The organism is Pseudomonas sp. SWI7, assembly GCF_006351945.1.
Taxonomy (GTDB): Bacteria; Pseudomonadota; Gammaproteobacteria; order Pseudomonadales; family Pseudomonadaceae; genus Aquipseudomonas; species Aquipseudomonas fulva.
This window is the reverse complement of the sequence record NZ_CP040930.1, coordinates 4,194,482-4,218,154: the sequence shown is the minus strand read 5'-3', so window position 1 is coordinate 4,218,154 and position 23,673 is coordinate 4,194,482. Positions and strand designations below refer to the sequence as shown.

The 23,673-nt window shown below is 62.7% G+C and carries 16 protein-coding genes; 7 read left to right on the top strand and 9 right to left on the bottom strand.

All coding sequences use genetic code 11. The annotated features are described in order from the left end of the window. The first annotated feature begins 13 nt into the window (after positions 1–13). Positions 14–2,812, top strand: a complete 2,799-nt coding sequence (locus FH041_RS19280) for a dermonecrotic toxin domain-containing protein (RefSeq protein ID WP_140174967.1) — start codon at positions 14–16, stop codon at positions 2,810–2,812. Here FH041_RS19280 and FH041_RS19275 read toward each other — a convergent pair. From FH041_RS19275 to glnE, 8 genes are all read right to left on the bottom strand, one after another. Then, positions 2,785–4,227 carry a lipopolysaccharide kinase InaA family protein gene (locus tag FH041_RS19275; protein ID WP_132578173.1) on the bottom strand — a complete coding sequence of 481 codons (1,443 nt, stop codon included), beginning with the start codon at positions 4,225–4,227 and terminating at the stop codon, positions 2,785–2,787. The two genes, FH041_RS19280 and FH041_RS19275, sit on opposite strands and share 28 nt — an antisense overlap. Then, positions 4,227–4,979: a lipopolysaccharide kinase InaA family protein gene (locus tag FH041_RS19270; protein ID WP_132578171.1), complete on the bottom strand. Its 753-nt coding sequence runs from the start codon at positions 4,977–4,979 to the stop codon at positions 4,227–4,229. Before FH041_RS19270 ends, FH041_RS19275 begins: the two co-directional genes overlap by 1 nt. Next, positions 4,976–5,710: a lipopolysaccharide kinase InaA family protein gene (locus FH041_RS19265; protein WP_027913585.1), complete on the bottom strand. Its 735-nt coding sequence runs from the start codon at positions 5,708–5,710 to the stop codon at positions 4,976–4,978. Before FH041_RS19265 ends, FH041_RS19270 begins: the two co-directional genes overlap by 4 nt. Continuing rightward, positions 5,710–6,516, bottom strand: coding sequence for a lipopolysaccharide core heptose(I) kinase RfaP (gene rfaP, locus FH041_RS19260; RefSeq protein WP_027913584.1), 807 nt, complete (start codon positions 6,514–6,516; stop codon positions 5,710–5,712). The genes FH041_RS19265 and rfaP overlap by 1 nt, the downstream gene beginning before the upstream one ends. After that, entirely contained in the window at positions 6,513–7,637 is a 1,125-nt protein-coding gene (locus FH041_RS19255) for a glycosyltransferase family 4 protein (RefSeq protein WP_028686646.1), read from the bottom strand. The genes rfaP and FH041_RS19255 overlap by 4 nt, the downstream gene beginning before the upstream one ends. Further along, positions 7,637–8,695, bottom strand: a complete 1,059-nt coding sequence (gene waaC / locus FH041_RS19250) for a lipopolysaccharide heptosyltransferase I (protein WP_028686647.1) — start codon at positions 8,693–8,695, stop codon at positions 7,637–7,639. Before waaC ends, FH041_RS19255 begins: the two co-directional genes overlap by 1 nt. Beyond that, positions 8,696–9,745, bottom strand: coding sequence for a lipopolysaccharide heptosyltransferase II (gene waaF, locus FH041_RS19245; protein WP_027913581.1), 1,050 nt, complete (start codon positions 9,743–9,745; stop codon positions 8,696–8,698). It lies immediately after the preceding gene. A 155-nt stretch (positions 9,746–9,900) separates the two neighbouring features. Then, positions 9,901–12,834, bottom strand: coding sequence for a bifunctional [glutamate--ammonia ligase]-adenylyl-L-tyrosine phosphorylase/[glutamate--ammonia-ligase] adenylyltransferase (gene glnE / locus FH041_RS19240; protein WP_132578169.1), 2,934 nt, complete (start codon positions 12,832–12,834; stop codon positions 9,901–9,903). A 384-nt stretch (positions 12,835–13,218) separates the two neighbouring features. On the opposite strand from glnE, the gene aceE reads away from it, so the two are divergent. The 5 genes from aceE to FH041_RS19210 all read left to right on the top strand — a co-directional run bounded on the left by aceE (position 13,219) and on the right by FH041_RS19210 (position 21,983). Next, positions 13,219–15,864 carry a pyruvate dehydrogenase (acetyl-transferring), homodimeric type gene (gene aceE / locus FH041_RS19230; RefSeq protein WP_027913579.1) on the top strand — a complete coding sequence of 882 codons (2,646 nt, stop codon included), beginning with the start codon at positions 13,219–13,221 and terminating at the stop codon, positions 15,862–15,864. A 13-nt stretch (positions 15,865–15,877) separates the two neighbouring features. Further along, positions 15,878–17,527, top strand: coding sequence for a dihydrolipoyllysine-residue acetyltransferase (gene aceF, locus FH041_RS19225; protein WP_132578167.1), 1,650 nt, complete (start codon positions 15,878–15,880; stop codon positions 17,525–17,527). 323 nt (positions 17,528–17,850) lie between these two features. Beyond that, the gene (locus FH041_RS19220; RefSeq protein WP_027913577.1) at positions 17,851–20,538 is read left to right on the top strand and encodes a bifunctional diguanylate cyclase/phosphodiesterase; all 2,688 of its coding nucleotides are present in this window, start codon (positions 17,851–17,853) and stop codon (positions 20,536–20,538) included. Between the two features lie 153 nt (positions 20,539–20,691). After that, positions 20,692–21,357, top strand: a complete 666-nt coding sequence (gene msrA / locus FH041_RS19215) for a peptide-methionine (S)-S-oxide reductase MsrA (RefSeq protein ID WP_132578165.1) — start codon at positions 20,692–20,694, stop codon at positions 21,355–21,357. A 2-nt stretch (positions 21,358–21,359) separates the two neighbouring features. Beyond that, on the top strand, positions 21,360–21,983 hold the full coding sequence (locus FH041_RS19210; RefSeq protein WP_028686653.1) for a glutathione S-transferase: 624 nt from the start codon (positions 21,360–21,362) through the stop codon (positions 21,981–21,983). Positions 21,984–22,081: 98 nt separating this feature from the next. Here FH041_RS19210 and FH041_RS19205 read toward each other — a convergent pair whose 3' ends face one another. Then, positions 22,082–22,582, bottom strand: a complete 501-nt coding sequence (locus FH041_RS19205) for an ATP-dependent zinc protease (RefSeq protein WP_028686654.1) — start codon at positions 22,580–22,582, stop codon at positions 22,082–22,084. A 182-nt stretch (positions 22,583–22,764) separates the two neighbouring features. On the opposite strand from FH041_RS19205, the gene FH041_RS19200 reads away from it, so the two are divergent. Further along, positions 22,765–23,646 (top strand): acyltransferase, encoded by an 882-nt coding sequence (locus FH041_RS19200; RefSeq protein WP_088522853.1) that lies wholly within the window; start codon positions 22,765–22,767, stop codon positions 23,644–23,646. Positions 23,647–23,673 lie beyond the last annotated feature (27 nt).

Sequence of the window (23,673 nt, the reverse complement as noted above, 5' to 3'; positions counted from 1 at the left end):
AGGAGTTCGCACCATGTCATCCGTCTCACCCTTGCAACATTTCGAGTCATTCGACGCTGAAATCACTGCCCTACTGGCTCCCCTGCCCTTACCAGACCTGCAGCTTTCACCGCTGGCGGGCCGGCAACAATTCTTCGGCGCGCTGGCAGACTACTGGAACCTGCCGGACGAAGCAGGCAGCAACCGCCGTGCTCGGCTCATTGCGCTTCGGCGACAACAGCTTCAGGCCGAAATGGACCTGCGCATCGCTGACGCAACACTGGAGCCTCCGGCAGCATCGCTATTACAGATGTGCCTTGACCAACCCATGTCCTGGACTCGCCAGGGCATCGAAGCGTCCAAGCGCCCACAGCTCTATCGGCTGCTGCTCGATTGCTCAAGACCCAACTGGCGGGCCTACTTGCCCGGCGCCATACTGCTTGTACAAGGCAGTATCGAGGGACAGATGATGACGGGCGATGCGGCCGGCGGCCCAGCCTTGTTATGCAGCCTCTCCCACGGCATCGAAGCGTTCGCCGATGTCCAGAGCCTGCACCTTGAGCTGTGCGAGCGGCTGGATGATCCCCTGCAAAGTCAGCCGATGCTCAAGCTACTGGCGCCTGGTGATGCCGACCGCGCCCATAACGCACAACGACTGCGTTACGACTGGCTGCCCGACGATCTAGTGGAAGTCCAGATTCAGGCCTTGATCGATGCCCAGCGGGCGCGATTGAACGCGGTATGGGGCAGCCAACCCGTGGATCAAACTGGGTTCGCCGAACGCCTGGCAACGGCCGCAGACCTGCTGCCTTGGGTGACCAGCAAGGCAGCGCTGCCGACGCGTTATGGCCTGCTGCTTGAAAAGCACGCTCCTGCCTGGCTCAAGAAGACCTCTACCCAAGGGCTCACGCATATCATGCAGACGATGCAGGAGCTGATCGTGGCCATCGATCAGGCCGCAGCGTCGGGCATTCCTACGCTTGAACAGTTCACCGAACGCAACAGCCTGCTGCAGTGGACCCGCGCCCGCCTCAGCGAGCGATTGAGACTGGACCACCAACTCGATCTGGCACCCGAACAGATCTTCATCAGCGTCACCATTGCCCGTCAGACCGGCCCGGTGATGCCTCCAGCTCAGCCCAGCAGCTATATACCCATCGCTAGCCGGCCGCAGACAGGGGACACCGTGGAGTTGGTCAGGCAAACCTACAGTCTGGATCAGTTGGCGTTGGTGAATGTGGGCTTGCTGGACCTGGACTACTGGCTGACCGCTCGAGTCCACCATAAGGACGAGACAAACATTCAAGGCTTGTCCCCTGCGCAGGCTCGGCAGATGGTCCGTGAGCTCAATGTCGGCGACAGCTATTCACGCTTTCTACGCAGCCACCTGATCGATCTGGAGCAAGGCCAGTGGCGACGGGATGCACATGCGCGAATCAACTGTGCTCGCATGCGGGCTGAAGCCGCCAAAGCCCGCTATGCCGGCCACTTCATGCTCGACCCGCTTGAGCAGGGCTATCGCTGGAGCAGGACCGTGCTCAACTACCCCGACAGCGACTGGCGCCCCCTGGTGCAAGAGAACCGCCTGAGTGTACGGCAGTTGCTGATTGCCGGGCACACCGTACAGGGGGTACTGCTGATCACGCCTGAAACACCGCAAATGCAGCGCTTTCTGGTGTATGCGCCAGATGCACCGGATCGCAGGCCTTGGCGCGAATATGCCAATGCGCGTGCGCTGATCCGATCGCTCCGCGCCAACCCGGATCTACGCACCTACGTGATGGACCGCATACCCTTGGCCCGGCGCAAAACCATCGAGCGCTTGCTGACCAAGGGCGGGCTCGCTCAGCGTCTGAGTCGCCCGGTCATCTCCGGCAATTTTTTGCACGCCTGTTATCTGGCAGAGGTCCGCGCGCTCATGTCGACGGTCGATGCCAGCACTAACACCAAACTGGAGCTGCTGGGCGAGGCCAGCCTGCATGCGTTGTGGATAATACTCGACTTGCTCAGCTTCGTGATTCCGGTACGTGGCCTGGCGCCGTTGGCATTCGCCCGCGCGGTGCTGAGCGTGCTGGACAGCCTTGAAGCGCTGGAAAAGAAAGATCGGGTAGGCGTGCTCAAGCATATGGTGGAGGCTTTTACCCACATGAGCGACGGGGTCAACAGCATCGGCGGCACGACAGTGATCAGGCGCGCCATTCGCGCCATGCCTCCCAACCCACCCTTGATGCTACCGCCTACCTTCCAGGTACGTCCGGACACCGCCAAGTTGCGTTACCGAATCGACGGCATCCATAGCGAAGGCGTGTATGAAAAGCCATCCGAACGTGCGGGACTGGCCCTCTACTACATCCAGGACAAGCAAGGCCGGTACTATCAGGTGGCGTTCGACGGTTATCGCTGGCGTGCCATAGACCCCAGGAAAACCGATGCCTACAGCAAGGTGGCGGTCAGACGGAACGCTGAAGGTGAATGGATCGTCGACTCACCCGTGCTGTGGCACGACGGCCTGCCAGACCTCAACGCATTGCTGGAGCTCTGTCAGCTTCCCGCGCCCCCAGACGGGATCCCACTGGAAGGGGCGAAGGAACTGTACGAAAGCGACGGCCAACCTTACTTGCTTGCCGGTGGCCATGCCTTGCCCGTGCGTGCCCACCTGCTGGCGGATCACTACCATCTGCTGATACCCGGACAGCCCGCTGCGACCACCACCGCATGGGCAATCCTGCGCTGGCACGACGGTCAATGGCGTATACGCGTGCGCCAACCGGGGCGAAGCAGCGACTGGCTGGCACTGCCTGCCGCTTATGCCGTCACTGTAGGCAGCACCTGATCCAGCCGTTGGTACAAGGCACTCTCAGCCGGCCAGTTGCGAAGTAGCCTCGCCCGGTCCCGAGCGAAAGCCGGCGCGAAGCTGCCCTGGCTACCGTGCTGGCACATGGCGTCCAGGTCGATCAGCGACCACCGGCCCCGCTCCCAGAACAGGTTGTGCCCCTTGAAGTCACCGTGGCTGATGCGCTCGCCGATCAGCTGTTGCATGAGCTGCACCAAGGCCTCCACCTGTTCGGCCGGCGCATCGCCCTGCTCGACGAAGGGGGCAAAGCATTCGATGAGGTCGGGGCCGTCGATGTAGTCGGTCACCAGGTAGGCGCGCGTGCGCAAACCCAGTACTCGCTGCTCCAGCACCGCCAGCGGGCGCGGGGTAGCGATGTCGAGAAACGACAGGCGATGCCCTTCGATCCACGAGTGCCAGGCCCTGCTCGGTCGCCAGAAGCGCTTGAGCCAGTGGAGGGTGTTCTTGATGTTGTAGCGTTTGATGACCCGCTTGCGGCCATCCACCTCGACCCGTGCCACGCTGGCTGCGCCGCCAGTCTTGTACAGGTGCCCACGGTCGATCAGCTCATCCGCCTGCTCAAGCACCGGCAACAGGGCCTGGGCCTCGCTACGGACCACAGCCCGCAGGCTCGTCAGGCTGCGCTCCACACTGAACAGGCTGCAATCGCGGCCGGCCTTGTTCAGGAAGTCGCGTTGGCGCCAGACGCGGATCTTGTCTATGTGCTTCTGCAACGCCTCCATCGGCAATGCATGCTCGGCATTGGCCAACAGGTAATGCACCAGCAGCTCCTCGGTGTACGGTTTCAGGCGCTTGGGTAGCTGCGCGAAGAACACACCAAGGTTTTCCAGCACGCGAGGGCGAGAAAGCTGCTGGCCTGGCGTTTCAGCCTTGATACCGGCCCCATCGATCAGGTACAGCTTGCCTGCATGACGCAGCAGGTTGTCCAAGTGCAGGTCCTCCTGCCACAGCCCCTGCTTGTGCATCTGCGCCACAGCCGCCAGGGCCTCGCCCAGCACCTGCTGCTGCTCGTCGGCGAGCACAGGCAGGTGCTCGACCGCCGCCCAGGCATCGGCCAGGCTTTGCGCGCCATCGAGGTACTCGAACAACAGCCAGCCGCCCTCACCCTCCACCAGGCCATCGGCGAGCAGCACCGGCGTAGTCAGCCCCTGCGCGGCGAGCAGCTTCACGCCTTGCAGCTCACGCTGGAACTGGCGCGCGGCATTGCTGCCCACCAGCAATTTGGCCAGTACCGGCCTGCCACGCCATACCCCGACCCCCACATAACGCTGGCCCGGCAGCACGCGCAGTAGACTGAGCAACTGCAGCTCGGCGCTACCGGCGGCATCGGCGAGGTTGATGGCAAGCGGCAGCGATGGGCTGCGTCCTGTGTCCTTCAGCTCGGAAAGCTGCATCAGCGAGCCTCCTTGTGATGACGGCGTTGTACCAGGCGGTTGACCCAGGTTTGGACCAGCGTGCTGTCGATGGGTTGTGCGAGGTAGGCTGCCAGCAATGTGCGTATCTCGCCGTCGCTCCATACCGGTGCCCGGCGCAGCAAGGGCTCGAGGTCCTTGAGGCGGTCGCGCATGCCGAAGAGCAAGGGCCGGGTCTTCTCCAGGTCGATCAACTGCGCCTCCCAGCCTTCTTTGCGCTTACGCAGGAAGATGTGCTTGGGGTAGAAGCAACCATGCACCTGCCCAGCACCGTGCAGCGTGCGCGCCAACTGGCCGCAGGCCTGGAGCATGCCATCGCGTACCGATGCATCGAGTTCGGGCCATTGCAGCAACTGGCTGTCGAGGTCGCGCCAGTCGTCCAGCGCGCGGGTCATCAACAGTGCCCGGTGCTTGCCACCTTGCTTGCGCTCACCGTAGAACACTGCCTCCAATGCAGGAATGTGCAGCTTCTGGTAGCGAACGATATTGCGAAATTCGCGAGCGAAGGTCGGCTCGCCAAAGGGCTTGTGCAGGCTACGGGTAAGGTAGTCGCTCTGGCGCTTGAGGTAATACCCTTTGCCCTCGAGTTCCAGGCGGTACACGCTGCTCCATCCGCCGCGGCCGGTATTGGGCTCGTCCACCGCGTCGAGTTCGAGCGCCCACAGCGCCTCGAAGTCGTCCAGGCCATGGCGCTGGAGCAACGCATGGTCTGCGCTGGCCATATAGTCGGTCATTCCCTTCCCTCGAAAAAGCCCAGTACCTGACGAATGCGCTTCTTGTCACGGGCATTGAGCCGGTCGCGGCCTCGGTACTGCAAGTAAAAGCGCAGGCGCTGGGTTGCCGAAAGGTGGTACTTGGCGACCTTGTCCAGGCAGGCCAGGTCCTTGATCAGGCGATGGCGCCACATGAACCCACGCCAGAAGTCACCCGTGGGGCAATCGATGAAGAACAGCGTCCCTTGGTCATCGACCAGCAGGTTGCGCCACTTCAAATCGTTATGGGCGAAGCGATGCTCGTGCATGACCCGGGTGTGGCGTGCCAGCTGGCGGCTGATGTGGTCCACCCAGGCGCGATCGGCCAGGCGGGCATCGTTGCGGTCGGCCAGTGCCGAGAGGTCCTCGGTGTTGGGCAGCTCGCGGGTGATCATTGCGCCACGGCCGAACGCCAGGCCATTGCGTTCGAGCCCCCAGGCGACCACGTCGGCCGTGGGGATGCCCCACTTGGCGAACTGCTTGAGGTTCTGCCATTCAGCCTTGATACGTGGGCGACCCAGGTAGCGGCGCATGTGCTTGCCAGCACCGGTGTAGCGCTTGACGTAATAGTTGACGCCTTCACGCTCGACACGCACCACTTCGCTGAGCGGATCCCGGGTCAGGCGTTCGCCCTGAAGGGCGAATACCGCCTCGAGGCTGCCGAAATCATTCGCCAGGTGCGCGTAACCTGGCGCCAGTGTCCAACTGGCCATCAGAGTGCATCCCCATAGCGTTGTTTACGGTCGTAGAGTTTCTGCGCCTTGCGCTCAAGCCAGGCGAGCAGTGCAGCTTCGTCCTTCATGACCTGACGCAGCGGGCGCTGGAAGTAGCTGCGCAGAAAACGCAGTTTGTCGCGTTGGGTCAGGCCAATGTCCAGGGCTGAGAAATACAGGGCAGCCAGGTCCTTGTTGCGCCAGCGGCGGCTGATGGCTGGGCGGGTCTGGGCGCGGTGCAGGTCGATCACCGACAACTTGAAATCATCGGCCGTCACGGGCCGGTCGGTGTGCAGCAGGAAGTGACAGATGTAGCAGTCCCGGTGGTTGACGCCGGCACGGTGCATGCCACCGGTCATCTCGGCCACGCGCGTGATCAGGGCACGTTTGAGGCGTGGCGCAGGCGGCTGCCTGATCCAGTCGATGCTGAAGTCTTCCAGGCTGACGGTCGGCGCCAGTTCCTCGGTGATGATGAACGAATGCTGAGTGGCCGGGTTGCCGCCCCGCTCACCGAAAGCCACGGCCGTCATGGTTGGCACGCCAACCTGGTGCAGGCGCTCGATGGCCTGCCACTCCTGGCCGGCGCCCAACACCGGCAACTTGGCCGTGAGCAGGTTCTTGAAGATCTCGCCCCAGCCAATGCCGCGGTGGATCTTCACGAAAAAGCCTTCGCCGGCGACCTCCGTACGCAGGGTGCGGCGCCCCTCGAGCTCCCGATAGACTTCGCCCTGCAGCGCTTCTACCGCCTCGAAGGCATCGCGCCCAGCCCAAAGCCGCTTGAAGGGCTCTGCCACGATCAATTTCATGCCCCCTCCTGCCCTAGGATTACATCGGCGGCATGCTGCGGCATGCTGTAAAGGTCGGCCGTGTCGGCAAATGCCAGGCCGTTGCGCGACCAATCGGCCCGCGCCGCGGGGTCATCGAGCATACGCTGCAGGTAGCGGTTAAGCTGCTCCTGCTCGAACGGCTCGTCCAGCACCAAACCGCAGTCGGCCTCGGCGATGTAGTGGGCATAGCCGCACACGTGCGAAACCAGCACCGGCAGCCCGGCGACCAGGGCTTCAAGCAGCACGGTGCCTGTGTTCTCGTTGTAAGCCGGGTGGATCAGCAGGTCGGCGCCCAGCAGGAAGCGTGGGATATCGCTGCGCCCCTTGAGAAACTGCACCTGGTCGCCCAGGCCCAGCGTCGCGCTCTGCAACTGGAAGACCTTGGGGTCGTCCTGGCCGATCACCAGCAACCGGGTGCGCTTGCGCAAGGGCGCGGGCAATGCCGCCAACGCTTTGAGGCTGCGGTCCACGCCCTTGGTCTTGAAACCGGAACCGATCTGCACGATCAGCAACGCATCCTCGGCCAGGTCGAACTCCTTGCGCAGGTCGGCGCGAATTTCAGCAGCGTTGGGCGGCGCCCGACGATCCTGGGAAATGCCCGGTGGCAGCAGGTGAAAACGCTCGACCGGCGTGCCGTAGTGCTTGATGAACAGCGGCTGCTGCACCTCGGAAATCATCAGGATCTGGGTGCCGGCATCCTTGGCGAACACCGCCCGCTCGTATTCGGCGAAATGCCGATAGCGGCCCCAGCGGCGGTACAGGTCGCTGCGCAGGTTCTGCGCCTTGTCCTCAAAGCAGCCGTCGGCGGCGTAGTACACATCCAGCCCGGGCATCTTGTTGAAACCGATGAGCCGGTCTACCGGGCGCTTGGCCAGGTCGGCCTGCATCCAGGCGGTGAGTTTCTCGTTGCGCCGGTGATTGAAGATCGCCTTGACCGGCGCCACCAGCACTTCGAAACCCGGCGGAATGTCGCCCTCCCAGATCAGTGTGTAGACCCGGATCTGGTGGCCGCGCTGCTGGCACTCCAGGGCTATGCGCATGAAGTCGCGCTGCAGACCGCCAAAGGGGAAGTATTTGTAAAGTACGAAAGCCAGTTGCATCAACGGACATCCTCAGCCAGCAGCAGCGCGCTCAGGCGGCTCGCTACATGCTCGGGATTCAGGCGAGTGAAACACAATGGCCACTCGCGGTTCAGATCGTACCGGCGCAGGTCTTCGGCGCTCGGTTTGTAGGTGCACTTCTTCTGCAAGCAGGGTGCGCACGGCCAGTCACTGGCCTGGTGGATCTGGGTCCGTCCATAGGCGCCGGTCAGGCCCGGATTGGTAGGGCCGAACAGCGAAAGCGTCGGTACATCGAGGGCTGCCGCCAAATGGCCCAGGCCGGTATCGACGGCGACGCAGGCCTTTGCAGCGGCCAGCACACGTGCGACGCCGGCCAGGTTCAACTTGGGCAGTACCTGGCAATGGTTCAAGCCTTGGGCGATGCGCTCGGCCCGGGCCTTCTCGGCCGGGTTGCCCCAGGGCAGGCGCACTTCCAGCCTGCGCCGGCCCATGCGCTCGGCCAGCTCGCGCCAGTAGGCCTCGGGCCAGTGCTTGGTGGTCCAGGTGGTCCCGTGCAGGAAAACCACATAGGGCGCTGCCGGCGGCAACTGCAAGCGCTCAAGGTCCAGGCCGTAACGGCCGATGCCCTCGGGCAGGTCATAGGCCAGCGCCATGGCGAACAGCTGGCGCACGCGCTCGACGGCATGCTGGCCGACCGCAACCGACAGGCGTCGGTCGTAGAAGCGGCTGGCCCAGCCCTCACGGGCCGAATACCGGTCCAGGCCTGCGACCGGCGCCTTCACGTAGCGGGTCAGCCACGCCGACTTGACCAGGCCCTGGGCATCGATCACCAAGTCGTACTGGCGTTCGCGCAGGCGCTGCTTGAAGGCCTTCCACTCGCCGCTGCGAACGGTCTGCCAGAGGTGTTTGCGCCAGCGACGGATGGCCACCGGAATGACCTGATCGACCGCCGGATGCCAGCTGGGTATCTCGGCAAAGCCTTCCTCGACGACCCAGTCGAACCGGATGCCGGGTATGGCATGGGCTGCATCGGTGAGCGCTGGCAGCGTGTGGATCACATCGCCCAGCGAGGACGTCTTGATGATCAGTACCCGCACTTAGTCGACCTCGGTCAGCACGTCGATGATGTTCGCACCGCCCAGACGGGTCAGCGCGGCGATGACCTGACCGGGTTCGAGCAGACGCAGGCAGTTGTAGTGACCGAAGCGGCAGGTGCGATCGAAACAAGGGCTGCATTCGATGCCCAGGCGCACCACCTCGACCTGGCTGGCCAGCGGCGGCGTGAAGCCAGGCGATGTCGAGCCGTATACGGCGACCAGCGGGCGATTGAGCGCCGCCGCCACATGCATCAACCCGGAATCGTTGGAGACCACGGCGTCTGCGCAGGACATCAGGTCGATCGCCTCGGCCAGGGAGGTTTCACCGGCCAGGTTCACGGACTCTTCGCGCAGCCCAGGGATCAGCCGTTCGCGGATCTGCTCACCCACTGGGTGATCACTTTTCGAGCCGAACAGCCAGACCTGCCACCCCTGGCGGATCATGGCATCGGCCACGGCGGCGTAGTGCTCGGCCGGCCAGCGCTTGGCTTCGCCGAATTCAGCGCCTGGGCACAGCGCCAGCACCGGACGGTCCAGCTCCAGGCCGAACTTGGCCAGGGCCGCCTCACGGCTGTGTGGCTCGATCTGCAGGCTGGGCTGGGGGTAGGGCTTTGGCAGCTCGGCGCCCGGGGCATAGGCCAGGGCCATGAAGCGCTCGATCATCAGCGGATAACGCGCTTTGTCCAGCTTGCGGACATCGTTGAGCAAACCGAAACGCATTTCGCCACGCCAGCCGGTGCGCTTGGGGATACCGGCAAAGAACGGCACCAGCGCCGATTTCAGCGAATTGGGCAACAAGATGGCCTGGTCGTACTGACCACTGAGCGACTTGCCGAGGCGCCGCCGCGTGGCCAGCTCCAGCGCACCGTGGCCGAGCGGGAAGCTCAAGGCCTGGCGCACCTCGGGCATGCGCTCGAGGATTGGCCGGCTCCATTCGGGGGCCAGCACATCGATCACGCAGTCGGGGTGCTGCTGTTTCAGGCACTGGAACAAGGTCTGCGCCATCACCATGTCGCCGACCCAGCTGGGGCCAATGATCAGTATTCTCATGCTAGGTCCAGAAACGCTCGGGGAGGCGACAGGCTGCGATTCAGCCTGGCCTCCCCTCTTTATATTCAGGCTATGTGGCCGACAGTGTAACACCGGGGCTGCTTCACGCCCCAATCGCGGCGGATCGTCACCCAGACGAGCCGCCGCCACAGGGTTCAGCTCAGGCCGAGCTCGCTCCAGATACGCCGCACCTGGCGGCGCTCATCGACAAACTGCGCTGCATCGATCACCCCGGCCTGCTTCTGCAGCGCCTGGCGGTGAGAGGCAGCGCGAAACGCCTTGTATACCTCGCGCAGCAGCACCGCGTCGGCAGCAGGCATCAACCCTACTTGCTCCAGCTCTTCCAGAATGCGGATGTTATCGGTCCATCGAACCAGGGCCGTATGGTCATGGGACCAGGCCAAAGCGGCGTATTGCACCATAAATTCGATATCGACGATACCGCCCGCATCCTGCTTGATGTCAAAGGGCATACCCGGGTCGAAGGCGTTGGGTGCGGTGCCGGCCACAGTGGCCTTCGTGCCCAGGCTGGCGCGCATCTTGGCGCGCATTTCACTCACTTCGATACGCAGCTTCTCAAGGTCGCGCGGTTGCCCCAGCACCTGCGCCCGCACCTTCTCGAACGCCTGGCCAACCCGCGGGCAACCCACCAGCACGCGCGCGCGGACCAATGCCTGGTGCTCCCAGGTCCAGGCCTCGCTTTGCTGGTAGCGTTCGAATGCGCCCAGCGAGCTGACCAACAAGCCCGCGGCACCCGAGGGCCGCAGACGCATGTCCACGTCATACAACTGGCCCGAGTTGGTCTGGGTGGTCAGCAGGTGAATGATGCGTTGCCCCAGCCGCGTGAAGAACTGCGCACTGTCGATGGGCTTGGCACCGTCGGTTTCGGCCTGAGGGTCGCCATCGTGGATGAACACCAGGTCCAGGTCCGACCCATGGCCCGTTTCAAGGCCACCGACCTTGCCATAGCCGATGATGACGAATCCCGGGTCGCAGGGGATGCCGTCACTGCCCATGGGTTGACCGTGGCGGGCAACGGTCTGACGCCAGGCCAAGGCAAGCACTTGGTCGAGGATGGCCTCGGCCAGCCACGTCAGGTAGTCGCTGACTTTCATCAACGGCAGGTTGCCACTGATTTCCGAGGCCGCCACGCGCAAGCTGTGCGCCAGCTTGAAGTGACGCAACGCCTCCATTTGCTGCTCCAGATCATCCTCTGGAATGCGCGTGAGGCGCTCGCGCAATTCGCTGGCCAACTCCGGTGCCAGTGGCGGGCTGAACAGGCGGCCTTCATTGAGCAACTCATCGAGCAACAAGGGGTAGCGTGCGATCTGCTCGGCAATCCATGGGCTGGCGGCGCACAGGGTCAGCAGACGGCGCAGGGCACCGGGGTTCTCGGTGAGCAGGACCAGGTAGGCAGAGCGCCGGGCCACGGCTTCGACCAGCGGCAGTACCCGCTCGAGCACCAGGTCGGGGTTCTCGTGCTCGACCGCCTGGGCCAGCAATCGCGGGATGAAGGCATCCAGCCGCTCGCGCCCAAGGCGCTGCATCGAACGCAACTGCGGGCTGGCGCGCAGGGCCGCCAGGCGCCGCAAGGCCTCGCCTGGCAGCGTGAAGCCGGCCTCCTCCAGCTGACGGCCAGCAGCCTCTTCATCCTGGGCCTGCTCCCACAACGGCGACCATTCACCGCCGACCACCAACTCGCCTTCGCTTTCCTCCTCATCGGGATCGGCGATGACCTGCCGGAAGTGCCAGTCGATGCGCTCACGCCACTGACCAAGTTGAGCCTCGAAGGCTTGCCAGTCGGCGTAGCCCAGCATGTAGGCGACTCGGGCCTGATCGGTTTCGTTTTCCGGCAACATTTGCGTCTGGCGGTCGGCGATAGCCTGGATGGCGTGCTCGGTGTAGCGCAGGAATGCATAACCCTCTCGCAGCTCGGTGACCACGGCAGGGGGCAGGTAGCCTTGGCCTTCCAGGGTAGCCAGCACCTTGAGCAAGGGCCGCTGCTGCAAGCTGAGGTCGCGGCCGCCGTGAATCAGCTGGAAGGCCTGGGCGATGAACTCCACTTCGCGAATGCCGCCTGCGCCCAGCTTGATGTTGTCCGCCATGCCCTTGCGCCGCACTTCCTGCTGGATCAGCTGCTTCATGGTGCGCAGGGCCTCGATGGCCGAGAAGTCCAGGTACCGTCGGTAGACGAACGGGCGCAACATTTCCTGCAGCTGGGCGCCGGCAGCCTGATCGCCTGCCACTACCCGGGCCTTGATCATGGCGTAGCGTTCCCAGTCGCGGCCTTGGTCCTGGTAATACTGCTCCAGCGCGTTGAAGCTGAGCACCAGCGCACCGGACGACCCGTACGGGCGCAGGCGCATGTCGACGCGAAACACGAAGCCATCGACCGTGACCGGGTCCAGGGCCTTGATCAGGCGCTGCCCCAGGCGGGTGAAGAACTCCTGATTATCCAGCGAGCGTTTCACGCCTTCGGTTTCGCCGCCTTCGGGGAATGCGAAGATCAAGTCGATGTCCGAGGAAAGGTTCAGCTCCCCCGCACCCAGCTTGCCCATGCCCAGCACCACCATGTGTTGTGGCTGGCCGCTGCGGTTGCCGATCGGCGTGCCGAATTGCTGGCAGTGGCGTGGATACAGCCACTGGTAGGCCTCATCGATGGCGGCGTCGGCCAAGTCGGAGAGGTCGCGGCAGGTCTCACCGAGATCGGCCTGGCGGGTGATGTCACGCCAGATGATGCGTACCTGCTGGCGGTTGCGTTCGCGACGCAGGTTACGGGCAAGCTCGTCCTCGCTTTGCGCCGCCTGGGCAACCTTGGCCACATGGCCGCGCAGCTCGCCCTGCCCGTAGGCCCGTTCCAGCTCGCCGCTGCCCATCAGGCCGAACAGCAGCCCCGGGTCACGTTGCACCTGGGCGAGCACGAAGTCACTGACCGCCGCCACCTGATCGAACTGCCGAGCATGCTGCTCGCTCCAGCTGCCCAGGTCCAGTTCCGGGTGTGCGGCCACCGCCTCGTGCAGAAACTGTTGGTTGCGCAGGGTCAGTGGGTGAAGAACGGCAGGCAGCTGGCAAGGCAAAGGCAGGCGCATGGGCTATCCTTGATCGGCGTGAAATGGATGAGGAAAGGCGGCCAAGGGAAAGCCGGACCACGGTTGGACTGTCATACAAAAGTTGGAAATAGCTGAAAACTTCGAATTCGTGGCATGGAACATCAACAGTTACCCGTTCGTGGAACATTGCCAACCAACATGAACGTTTTTCCTCACAAGCCAGGATGCGACCAAACGTCGCACAAATGTAGTTTTACTACTGTGCCTGTCGTGCAAAAGCATGAAATGCGAAAGCAAATGTAGTAAAACTACACGGCGCCGGACGAAGATCCCGGTAATCCAAGAATTCACGACGTCTGCCCATAAGGCCAGTCGCAATCTCAGGCAATCGATTCTGGTTGCCTTTCCGCCCTGGAGCAAGCCATGCAAGACCTCGATCCAATCGAAACCCAGGAATGGCTGGATGCCCTGGAGTCGGTCCTCGACAAAGAAGGCGAAGACCGCGCTCATTACCTGATGACCCGTATGGGCGAGCTGGCCACCCGCAGTGGCTCCCAGCTGCCGTATGCGATCACCACGCCATACCGCAACACCATCCCTGTCACCCACGAAGCACGCATGCCTGGCGACCTGTTCATGGAACGCCGCATTCGCTCGATGGTGCGTTGGAACGCCCTGGCCATGGTCGTGCGCACCAACCTGAAAGACTCGGACCTGGGCGGACACATCTCCAGCTTCGCTTCCAGCGCCACCCTGTACGATATCGGTTTCAACTACTTCTTCCAGGCACCGACCGAAGAACACGGTGGCGACCTGGTCTTCTACCAGGGCCACGCCTCGCCGGGCGTCTACGCCCGCGCCTTCATGGAAGGCCGCATCAGCGAAGAGCAGATGAACAACTTCCGCCAGGAAGTCGATGGCAACGGTCTGTCCTCGTACCCACACCCTTGGCTGATGCCTGACTTCTGGCAGTTCCCGACCGTTTCGATGGGCCTGGGCCCGATCCAGGCCATCTACCAGGCACGCTTCATGAAGTACCTGGAAGCGCGCGGCTTCATCCCGGCAGGCAAGCAGAAAGTCTGGTGCTTCATGGGCGACGGCGAGTGCGACGAGCCAGAATCCCTGGGCGCGATCGCCCTGGCCGGCCGCGAGAAGCTGGACAACCTGATCTTCGTCATCAACTGCAACCTGCAGCGCCTCGACGGCCCGGTTCGCGGCAACGGCAAGATCATCCAGGAACTCGAAGGCGTGTTCCGCGGCGGTGGCTGGAACGTCAACAAAGTGGTCTGGGGTCGCTTCTGGGATCCGCTGCTGGCCAAGGACACCAACGGTGCCCTGCAACGCCGCATGGACGAAGTCATCGACGGCGAGTACCAGAACTACAAGGCCAAAGACGGCGCCTACGTGCGTGAGCACTTCTTCAACACCCCAGAGCTCAAGGCCATGGTCGAAGACCTGTCCGACGACGAGATCTGGAAGCTCAACCGCGGCGGCCATGACCCGTACAAGGTCTATGCAGCCTACCACCAGGCGGTCAACCACAAGGACCAGCCTACCGTCATCCTGGCCAAGACCATCAAGGGTTACGGTACCGGTGCCGGCGAAGCCAAGAACACCGCGCACAACACCAAGAAGGTCGATGTCGACAGCCTGCGTCACTTCCGTGACCGCTTCGATATCCCTGTCAAGGATGCGGACTTGGAGAACCTGCCGTTCTACAAGCCCGAAGAAGGTTCTGCCGAGGCCCGTTACCTGGCCGAGCGTCGTGCGGCCCTGGGCGGCTTCGTGCCTCAGCGCCGCGCCAAGAGCTTCAGCGTGCCGACCCCGCCTCTGGAAACCCTCAAGGCGATCCTGGACGGCTCGGGCGACCGTGAAATTTCCACCACCATGGCCTTCGTGCGCATCCTGGCGCAGTTGGTCAAGGACAAGGAAATCGGTCAGCGCATCGTGCCCATCATCCCTGACGAAGCCCGCACCTTCGGCATGGAAGGCATGTTCCGCCAGTTGGGCATCTACTCGTCGGTGGGTCAGCTCTACGAGCCGGTCGACAAGGACCAGGTGATGTTCTACCGCGAGGACAAGAAAGGCCAGATCCTCGAGGAAGGCATCAACGAAGCCGGCGCCATGTCGTCGTTCATCGCTGCCGGTACTTCGTACAGCTGCCACAACCAACCGATGCTGCCGTTCTACATCTTCTACTCGATGTTCGGCTTCCAGCGTATCGGCGACCTGGCCTGGGCCGCTGGCGACAGCCGTACCCGTGGCTTCCTGATCGGCGGCACCGCCGGCCGTACCACACTCAACGGCGAAGGCCTGCAGCACGAGGACGGTCACAGCCACATGATGGCCGGTACCATCCCGAACTGCCGCACCTATGATCCAACCTACGGCTACGAGCTGGCGGTGATCATCCAGGACGGCATGAAGAAGATGACCGAAGAGCAACAGGACATCTTCTACTACATCACCGTGATGAACGAGTCCTACCAGCAGCCTGCCATTCCGGCCGGTGCCGAGGAAGGCATCATCAAGGGCATGTACCTGCTTGAAGAAGACACCCGCGAAGCCGCACACCACGTGCAGCTGATGGGTTCGGGCACCATCCTGCGCGAAGTGCGCGAAGCGGCGAAGATTCTGCGTGAAGAGTTCAACGTCGGGGCCGACGTGTGGAGCGTCACCAGCTTCAATGAACTGCGTCGCGACGGCCTGGCCGTGGAACGTGCCAACCGTCTCAAGCCTGGCCAGAAGCCACAGCAGACCTACGTCGAGCAGTGCCTGAGCGGCCGCAAGGGGCCGGTCATCGCGTCCACCGACTACATGAAGCTGTTCGCCGAGCAGATCCGCCAATGGGTGCCGAGCAAAGAGTTCAAGGTCCTGGGTACCGACGGTTACGGTCGCAGCGACAGCCGCAAGAAGCTGCGTCACTTCTTCGAAGTAGACCGTCACTTCGTGGTACTGGCTGCCCTGGAAGCGCTGGCTGACCGTGGCGAGATCGAACCCAAGGTTGTGGCTGACGCCATCGTCAAGTTCGGCATCGACCCGGACAAGCGCAACCCATTGGACTGCTGAGGAGTATTTTTAAGTGAGCGAACTCATTCGCGTACCTGACATCGGCAGCGGTGAAGGTGAAATCATCGAGCTGTTCGTCAAGGTCGGTGATCGTATCGAGGCTGATCAAAGCCTGCTGACCCTGGAGTCCGACAAGGCCTCCATGGAGATTCCGGCGCCCAAGGCCGGTATCGTCAAGGAACTGAAGGTCAAGCTGGGCGATCGCCTGAAAGAAGGCGACGAGCTCCTGGTTCTGGAAGCCGAGGGAGCCGCTGATGCGGCCCCTGAGGCACCTGCCGCCGAGCAGAAGCCCGCACAGGCTGAAGCGGCCGCACCGGCGCCTGCTGCCCAAGCAGCGCCAGCGCCTGCTGCCGCCCCGGCTGCTGCCAGCGTGCAGGACATCCACGTGCCGGACATTGGCTCGTCGGGCAAGGCCAAGATCATCGAAGTGCTGGTCAAGGCAGGCGATACCGTCGAAGCCGATCAATCGCTGATCACCCTGGAGTCCGACAAGGCCTCCATGGAAATCCCGTCGCCTGCTGCTGGCGTGGTCAAGGAAGTCATTGCCAAGCTTGACGACGAAGTGGGCACAGGCGACCTGATCCTCAAGCTTGAAATCGCAGGTGCAGCGCCTGCCGCGGCGCAGGCTCCGGCCGCCGCTGCACCGGCCAAGGCCGAGGCCGCACCCGCCGCCGCTGCCCCTGCCGCCGCCCCGGCTGCCGCTACCCCTGCGCCAGCCGCAACCGCCCCGGCTGCCGGCAACAACGCCAAGGTGCACGCCGGCCCAGCCGTGCGTCAGCTGGCCCGTGAGTTTGGCGTAGAGCTCGGTGCCGTGGCAGCGACCGGCCCACATGGCCGCATCCTGAAAGAAGACGTGCAGGTTTACGTCAAGGCCATGATGCAGAAGGCCAAGGAAGCGCCGGCAGCTGCCGGTGCAACCGGCGGCGCTGGCATTCCGCCGATTCCGGTGGTCGATTTCAGCAAGTTCGGTGAAGTCGAAGAAGTGGCCATGACCCGCCTGATGCAGGTCGGTGCTGCCAACCTGCACCGCAGCTGGCTGAACGTGCCGCACGTCACCCAGTTCGATTCGGCTGACATCACCGAGCTCGAAGCCTTCCGCGTGGCCCAGAAAGCCGTCGCAGAAAAGGCCGGCGTCAAGCTGACCGTCCTGCCGCTGTTGCTCAAGGCCTGCGCCTTCCTGCTCAAGGAACTGCCAGACTTCAATAGCTCGCTGGCACCAAGCGGCAAAGCGGTCATCCGCAAGAAATACGTGCACATCGGCTTTGCCGTGGACACGCCCGACGGCCTGCTGGTACCGGTGATCAAGAACGTCGACCAGAAGAGCCTGCTGCAGCTGGCTGCCGAAGCGGCTGCACTGGCCGAGAAGGCGCGTACCAAGAAGCTGTCGGCGGACGAGATGCAGGGCGCCTGCTTCACCATCTCCAGCCTCGGCCATATTGGCGGCACCGGCTTCACGCCGATCGTCAACGCCCCTGAGGTGGCCATCCTGGGCGTCTCCAAGGCGACCATGCAGCCTGTCTGGGACGGCAAGGCCTTCCAGCCCAAGCTGATGCTGCCGCTGTCGCTGTCGTACGATCACCGTGTGATCAACGGCGCTGCCGCTGCGCGCTTCACCAAGCGTCTGGGCGATGTGCTGGGCGATATCCGCACCATGCTGCTGTAAGGCAGCGCACTGCCCCTCCCGGTGAGGGGCAGTCTCTTTTTCGAGCTGCCACGCTCGTACCTCAACCCCGTCGATTGACGGGGCTTTTTTTGCCTGGCGCAAAGTGGGCGCTGAGCGGGGACATGATGGCCCCGGTGCGCGTCGGCGTTGCCGATCATCGTTGCACAGCCGCTCTGAACAGCCGTCCTACAGATTCCGTACCCTCGGCCGATAACCTTGTTACAGCTTCGTACATGGCCGCTTGCCAGCTATAGGGACATGATGCAACCTTGCCAGATTCGACGCGGTCCAACGCGCGCGTTCCCTCTTCAAGCGAGTTTTCGATGAAAAGCCAACCCGATGCTGGCAACCGTGTGACGGGCGAGGTCGTCACGCAGTTACCCGTGCCCTCGCGGTTGGGCATGCTGCGCTTCGAAAGGCTCAATGAAGCCAGTTGGTCGTTGCTCTACCTGGACCCGGCCTGCGAGCGCCAGTTCGGCGTTCATGCCAGTGACCTCTGCGCGCTGGTCGATGCCCCTTACGCCAGCCTCATGGAACCTGAGGCCCGCTACCGGCTGCATGACGACATCCAGCTGCAACTGTCGCAACGCGGCTACTACCGCGTGCGCTACACCCTGCACACGCCAGGCGCTTCCGTGCGCATGCTGGAGGTCGGCGAAGCCTTCAAACAGCACGCCCGGCAGTTGCTGTGCGGCTACCTGAGCGTACTGGACGATCACCCGGAAGACACGGGCGAGACCGCCAGCGACCTGGAGTCACGCAACAACCGCCTGCAACTGGCCCTGCAACTGAACCAGCGTGCCCAACGTGAGCAGCTCGAGCACCTGGAGCGCGTACGCAGCCAGCAAGACCTGATCCTGCGCCTGGCCCGTCAACGCTACAGCGCCGAGAACTCGTTGCTCGAAGCCGCCGAACTGATCACCCGTAGCGCCTGTGAGATCTACAAGATCGACTGCGCCGGTATCTGGCACCTGGAAGGCCATCGGCTTGAGCCGATCACCGCCTGGTACAGCGATGTGCAAGCGCACCGGCAACCCCAGGCAATCGACGCCAGCCATTTCCCGGATTACCTCGAGGCCCTGCATGCCAGCCGTGCGATCGATGCGCACAACGCTGGGCACGATCCCCGTACACGTGCGTTGATGCAGAGCCTGGGGCCTGGCAACAAGGCCATGCTCGATGCCAGCATTCGCGTCGATGGCCAGGTGGTGGGCGTGTTGTGCCTGGAACAGGCCGGCCAGCCACGGGCCTGGCAGTCCGATGAGATCGCCTTTGCCGGCGAGCTGGCCGACCAGTTCGCCCAGGTCATTACCAATCACAACCGCCGCGCGGCGGCCAGTGCGCTGCACCTGTTCCAACGCGCCGTGGAGCAGAGCGCCAGCGCCTTCCTGCTGGTGAACCGGGATGGGCAGGTCGAGTATGTGAACCCGAGCTTCACCGCCATCACCCAATACAGCACCGAGGAAGTGCAAGGACGTCACCTGGGTGAACTGCCCGCCCTTGAGAACCTCAACGAGCTGCTGTTCGATTCGCCTTCGAGCCTGGCCATGGGTAATAGCTGGCAGGGTGAATTCAAGAGCCGGCGCAAGAACCTGGAACCCTACTGGGGGCAGCTGTCGATCTCCAAGGTGTATGGTGACAACCGCGAGCTGACCCACTACATCGGCATCTACGAAGACGTCACCCAGAGCAAGCTGGCCCAGCAGCGCATCGAGCGGCTGGCCTACACCGACAACCTGACCAACCTGGGCAACCGTCCGGCGTTCATCCGCAGCCTGGACGAATGCTTCGCCCGGGATGTGCAGAATCCGATGTGCCTGCTGCTGGTGGACATCGACAATTTCAAGCGCATCAACGACAGTCTCGGCCATCACACGGGCGACAAGTTGCTTATCAGCCTGGCCAGGCGCCTGCGCAACAGCCTGCATGCCGGCGGTATCCTGGCCCGTTTTGCCAGCAACGAATTCGCCGTGCTGCTCGACGACACCAGCCTGGAGGCTGGCCAGGGGGTTGCCCAGCAATTGTTGCGCACCCTCGACAAGCCGATGTTCGTCGATAACCAGCTGATCAATGTCACAGCATCGGTGGGCCTAGCCAGCGCTCCCCAGCATGGTGCCGACCCCACTAGCCTGATGAAGAATGCCGGGTTGGCGCTGCACAAGGCCAAGGCCAACGGCAAACACCAGGTGCAGGTGTTCACCGAGGTCCTCAACGCCGAAGCCAGCTACAAACTGTTCGTCGAGAACAACCTGCGCCGCGCATTGACCCAGAACGAGCTGGACGTGTTCTACCAGCCCAAGCTGTGCCTGCGCAGCGGCCGGCTGCTGGGCCTGGAGGCACTGTTGCGCTGGAACCATCCCGAGCGGGGCATGATCCGGCCTGACCAGTTCATCAGCGTGGCCGAAGAAACCGGTTTGATCATCCCCATTGGCAAATGGGTGGTGCGCCAATCGTGCCGCATGAGCAACGAACTGCGTGCAGCAGGGCTTGGCAATCTGCACGTCGCGATCAACCTGTCGCCCAAGCAGTTTTCCGACCCTGATCTGGTCGCCTCGATCAGCAGCATCATCAGGGAAGAAGGCTTGCCTGCGCACCAACTGGAGCTGGAGCTGACCGAAGGGTTGCTGCTCGAAGCCAGTGAGGACACCCATCGGCAACTCGACGAGCTCAAAGCCTTGGGCCTGACCCTGGCCATGGATGACTTCGGCACCGGTTATTCCTCGCTCAGCTACCTGAAGAAATTCCCGATCGACATCCTCAAGATCGACCGCAGCTTCATCAAGGACATCCCCGACAACCAGGACGACATGGAAATCACCTCGGCGGTGATCGCCATGGCCCACAACCTCAAGCTGAAGGTGGTAGCCGAAGGCATTGAAACCCCTGCGCAGCTGGGTTTCCTGCGTCGACACCGGTGTGACATCGGGCAGGGCTACCTGTTTGACCGACCTATTCCGGGGCGAGAGCTGGCAGAGCGCCTGCAACGCTATCCGCGAGGTCCAGCCGCCTGACAGCGGCGCAAACCTCGGGCACACTAGAAACCATTCGGGCTACATCGCGAGCAGGCCCGTCCCCACCAGGATCACGCAGGTCATGTGATCGGGAGCGGACTTGTCGGCGATGGCCCTGAAGCTATCCAACTGAATAGACACAGAGGAACGGCCATGGTCCTGCGTTCGGAAATACTGGTGAACAAAAACGTCATGCCCACTGCGGAGCAGGCCCTGCCTGGCCGCGAAACGCCGATGAGCCTGCCCGAGTTCCACTACGTGTTCGAGGAAACGCCGCTGCTCGGGCCATTCTTCGAAGATGTGGATTTCGCCATTTTCGGCCTGGGGTGTTTCTGGGGCGCAGAGCGTCGATTCTGGCAGCGTGAGGGTGTGGTCAGTACCGTGGTGGGTTATGCCGGCGGCTTTACTCCGAACCCTACCTACGAAGAGGTCTGCTCAGGCCTGACCGGGCACACCGAAGTTGTGCTGGTGGTCTTCGACAAGAGCAAAGTGAGCTACGGTGAACTGCTGGCCATGTTCTGGGAACTGCACAACCCGACCCAGGGCATGCGCCAAGGCAACGATGTCGGCACGCAGTACCGCTCGGCCATCTACTGCACGAGCCCAGAGCAGCTCGAGCAGGCCCAGTCCAGCCGCGAGGCCTTCCAGGCCGAGCTGGACAAGGCTGGCTTCGGTCAGATCACCACCGAAATCGACAAAGCACCCACTGTGTACTTCGCCGAGGCCTACCACCAGCAATACCTGGCCAAGAACCCGGACGGCTATTGCGGTATCGGCGGGACGGGCGTGTGCATGCCGGCCAGCTTGCAAGGGAATTGAGCATGAGCACCATGACCCTGTTCCACTCGCCCCTGTCGCCATTCGTGCGCAAGGTCATGGTGGTATTGCACGAAACCGGCCAATTGGACCGAGTGGCACTGCAGCCTGTGAACATCAGCCCAGTCAACGGTGACGAGCAGCTCAACGCCGGCAATCCCATCGGCAAGATTCCGGCGCTGCGCCTGGCCGACGGAACCGTGCTGCATGACAGCCGGGTGATCTGCGAGTACCTGGATCAGCAACATGTGGGGTTGCCACTGCTGCCCCGGGAAGGCTCGGCTCGCTGGCGGCGCATGACGCTGGCCTCCCAGGCGGATGCCATTCTGGATGCAGCCGTCTCGAGCCGCTACGAAACGTTCGTGCGACCCGTCGAGAAACGTTGGGATGGGTGGTTGGAGGCGCAGGGGGACAAGATCCGCCGCAGCCTGGCCAACCTCGAACAGGCCCACTTGGCGGAGCTGATGTCGGGATTCGATTTGGCAGCGATCGGCGTGGCTTGCGCATTGGGGTACCTGGACTTGCGTCAGCCAGCGTTTGGCTGGCGTGAGCGCCAGCCTGGGCTGGCGGCCTGGTACGCCGAGGTGAGCACACGGCCGTCAATGGTCGCCACCGCACCCGATGCCTGAACAGAAGGCTATTGCCGTCAAGCCGGCTCGTGTAGAAGCGATCCGGCGCCCCCTGTAGGCGTGCGTCAGCGGCGATGCGCCCGTTCATGCAACGATAATCAGCAATCAGGCTTGCCAGCGGTAAATCGTTTGGCAGGGTTCACCGCGCCTTTGAACTCGCGCAACGCCTTGGCACCCACCAACAGTGGGTAATTGAAGTTGCTGCGATCCACCAGGTTGACCTCCACGGTTCGCTTCACGTCTCCCAGGCACAGTTCCAGGTCCACCACTGGCCGCTTGGCGCTCTCGGGTGCATCGCCCTCATCCTCATCATCGGCACGGCCCTTGATCTTGCTGATGCGCGAGACCTGGTGCTCGTAAACCTTGTCGTCGGCATCCTTGGTTGCCAAACGGAAACGTACCCACTCCTGCCCATCGCGGGTGAACAGCTCGATGTCCTTGGCAGACAGTGACGCCGTATAGGCGCCAGTATCCATCTTGGCCTTGAGCGTCTGGCCAATCTCCGGCAGCGCGATATTCTCGTAACGCCCGTACAGCGTAGGCTCGGCGGCCATCACCGGTAGCGTCAACAGGGTCAGCACGGCAAACAGTGATTTCACAAGCAAGCTTCCTTGATCGATTTACGGGTTAGACCGCACAGGCAGCCCAGGTTCGCGGTCCAAAGCCTAACCAACATAATGTGAAACATTTGTCCGTGCCGCCGGGCATTGGAGGTTTGGCGTAGTTCGCAACCCTGCTTATCATTGCCGATCGTTATGGTTCTGACAGAAAGAGTCTCCTTATGCGTCGCGTGCTGACCGGCATACTTACAGCCACTTTGCTGCTGCTCAATACCTTGGTGTTGATCGGGCCCCTGCTGGTGTTCGCCTTGTTCAAACTGGTGCTACCTGGTCGTGGGCGAGACCATGCATCAGGGGCTGTAATGTGGGTGGCCGAAACCTGGTCGGAAATCGACAAAGCCATCTTTGCCTTGTGCACCCCCACACAATGGGACATTCGCGGCATCGAAAACCTGCGCCGTGACACCTCGTACCTTGCGATCAGCAATCATCAGAGCTGGGTGGACATCCCCGCCTTGATCGAGAGCCTCAACCGGCGCACACCCTTCTTCAAGTTCTTCCTGAAAAAGGAATTGATCTGGGTGCCGCTGCTGGGCCTGGCATGGTGGGGCCTGGACTATCCCTTCATGAAACGCTACAGCAAAGCCTTTCTGGAGAAGCACCCCGAGCTCAAGGGCAAGGATCTGGAAATCACCAAGGCTGCCTGCGAGCTGTTCAAGCGCCAACCGGTGACCGTGGTCAATTACCTGGAGGGCACCCGCTTCACCGAGGCCAAGCGCCAGGAGCAGCAATCACCCTACCGCCATCTGTTAAAGCCCAAGGCCGGAGGCGTGGCGTTCGTACTCGCAGCGCTGGGTGAGCAGCTCGATGCATTGCTGGACGTCACCATCGTCTACCCCGGCGACAAGGCGCCAGGTTTCTGGGACTTGCTCAATGGCAGTGTCAGCCGGGTAATTATCGACATTCAGGTGCGTGAGCTCGACCCAGCGTTGTGGGCCGGCGGCTACGAGAGCGATCCTGTTTTCCGCCAGACAGTACAGGCGTGGGTAAACCAGCTGTGGCTGGAAAAGGATGAACGGATCGAGCAGTTGCGTTGGGAATAAGGGACGTTGTTGCCTGTAATGGCTATG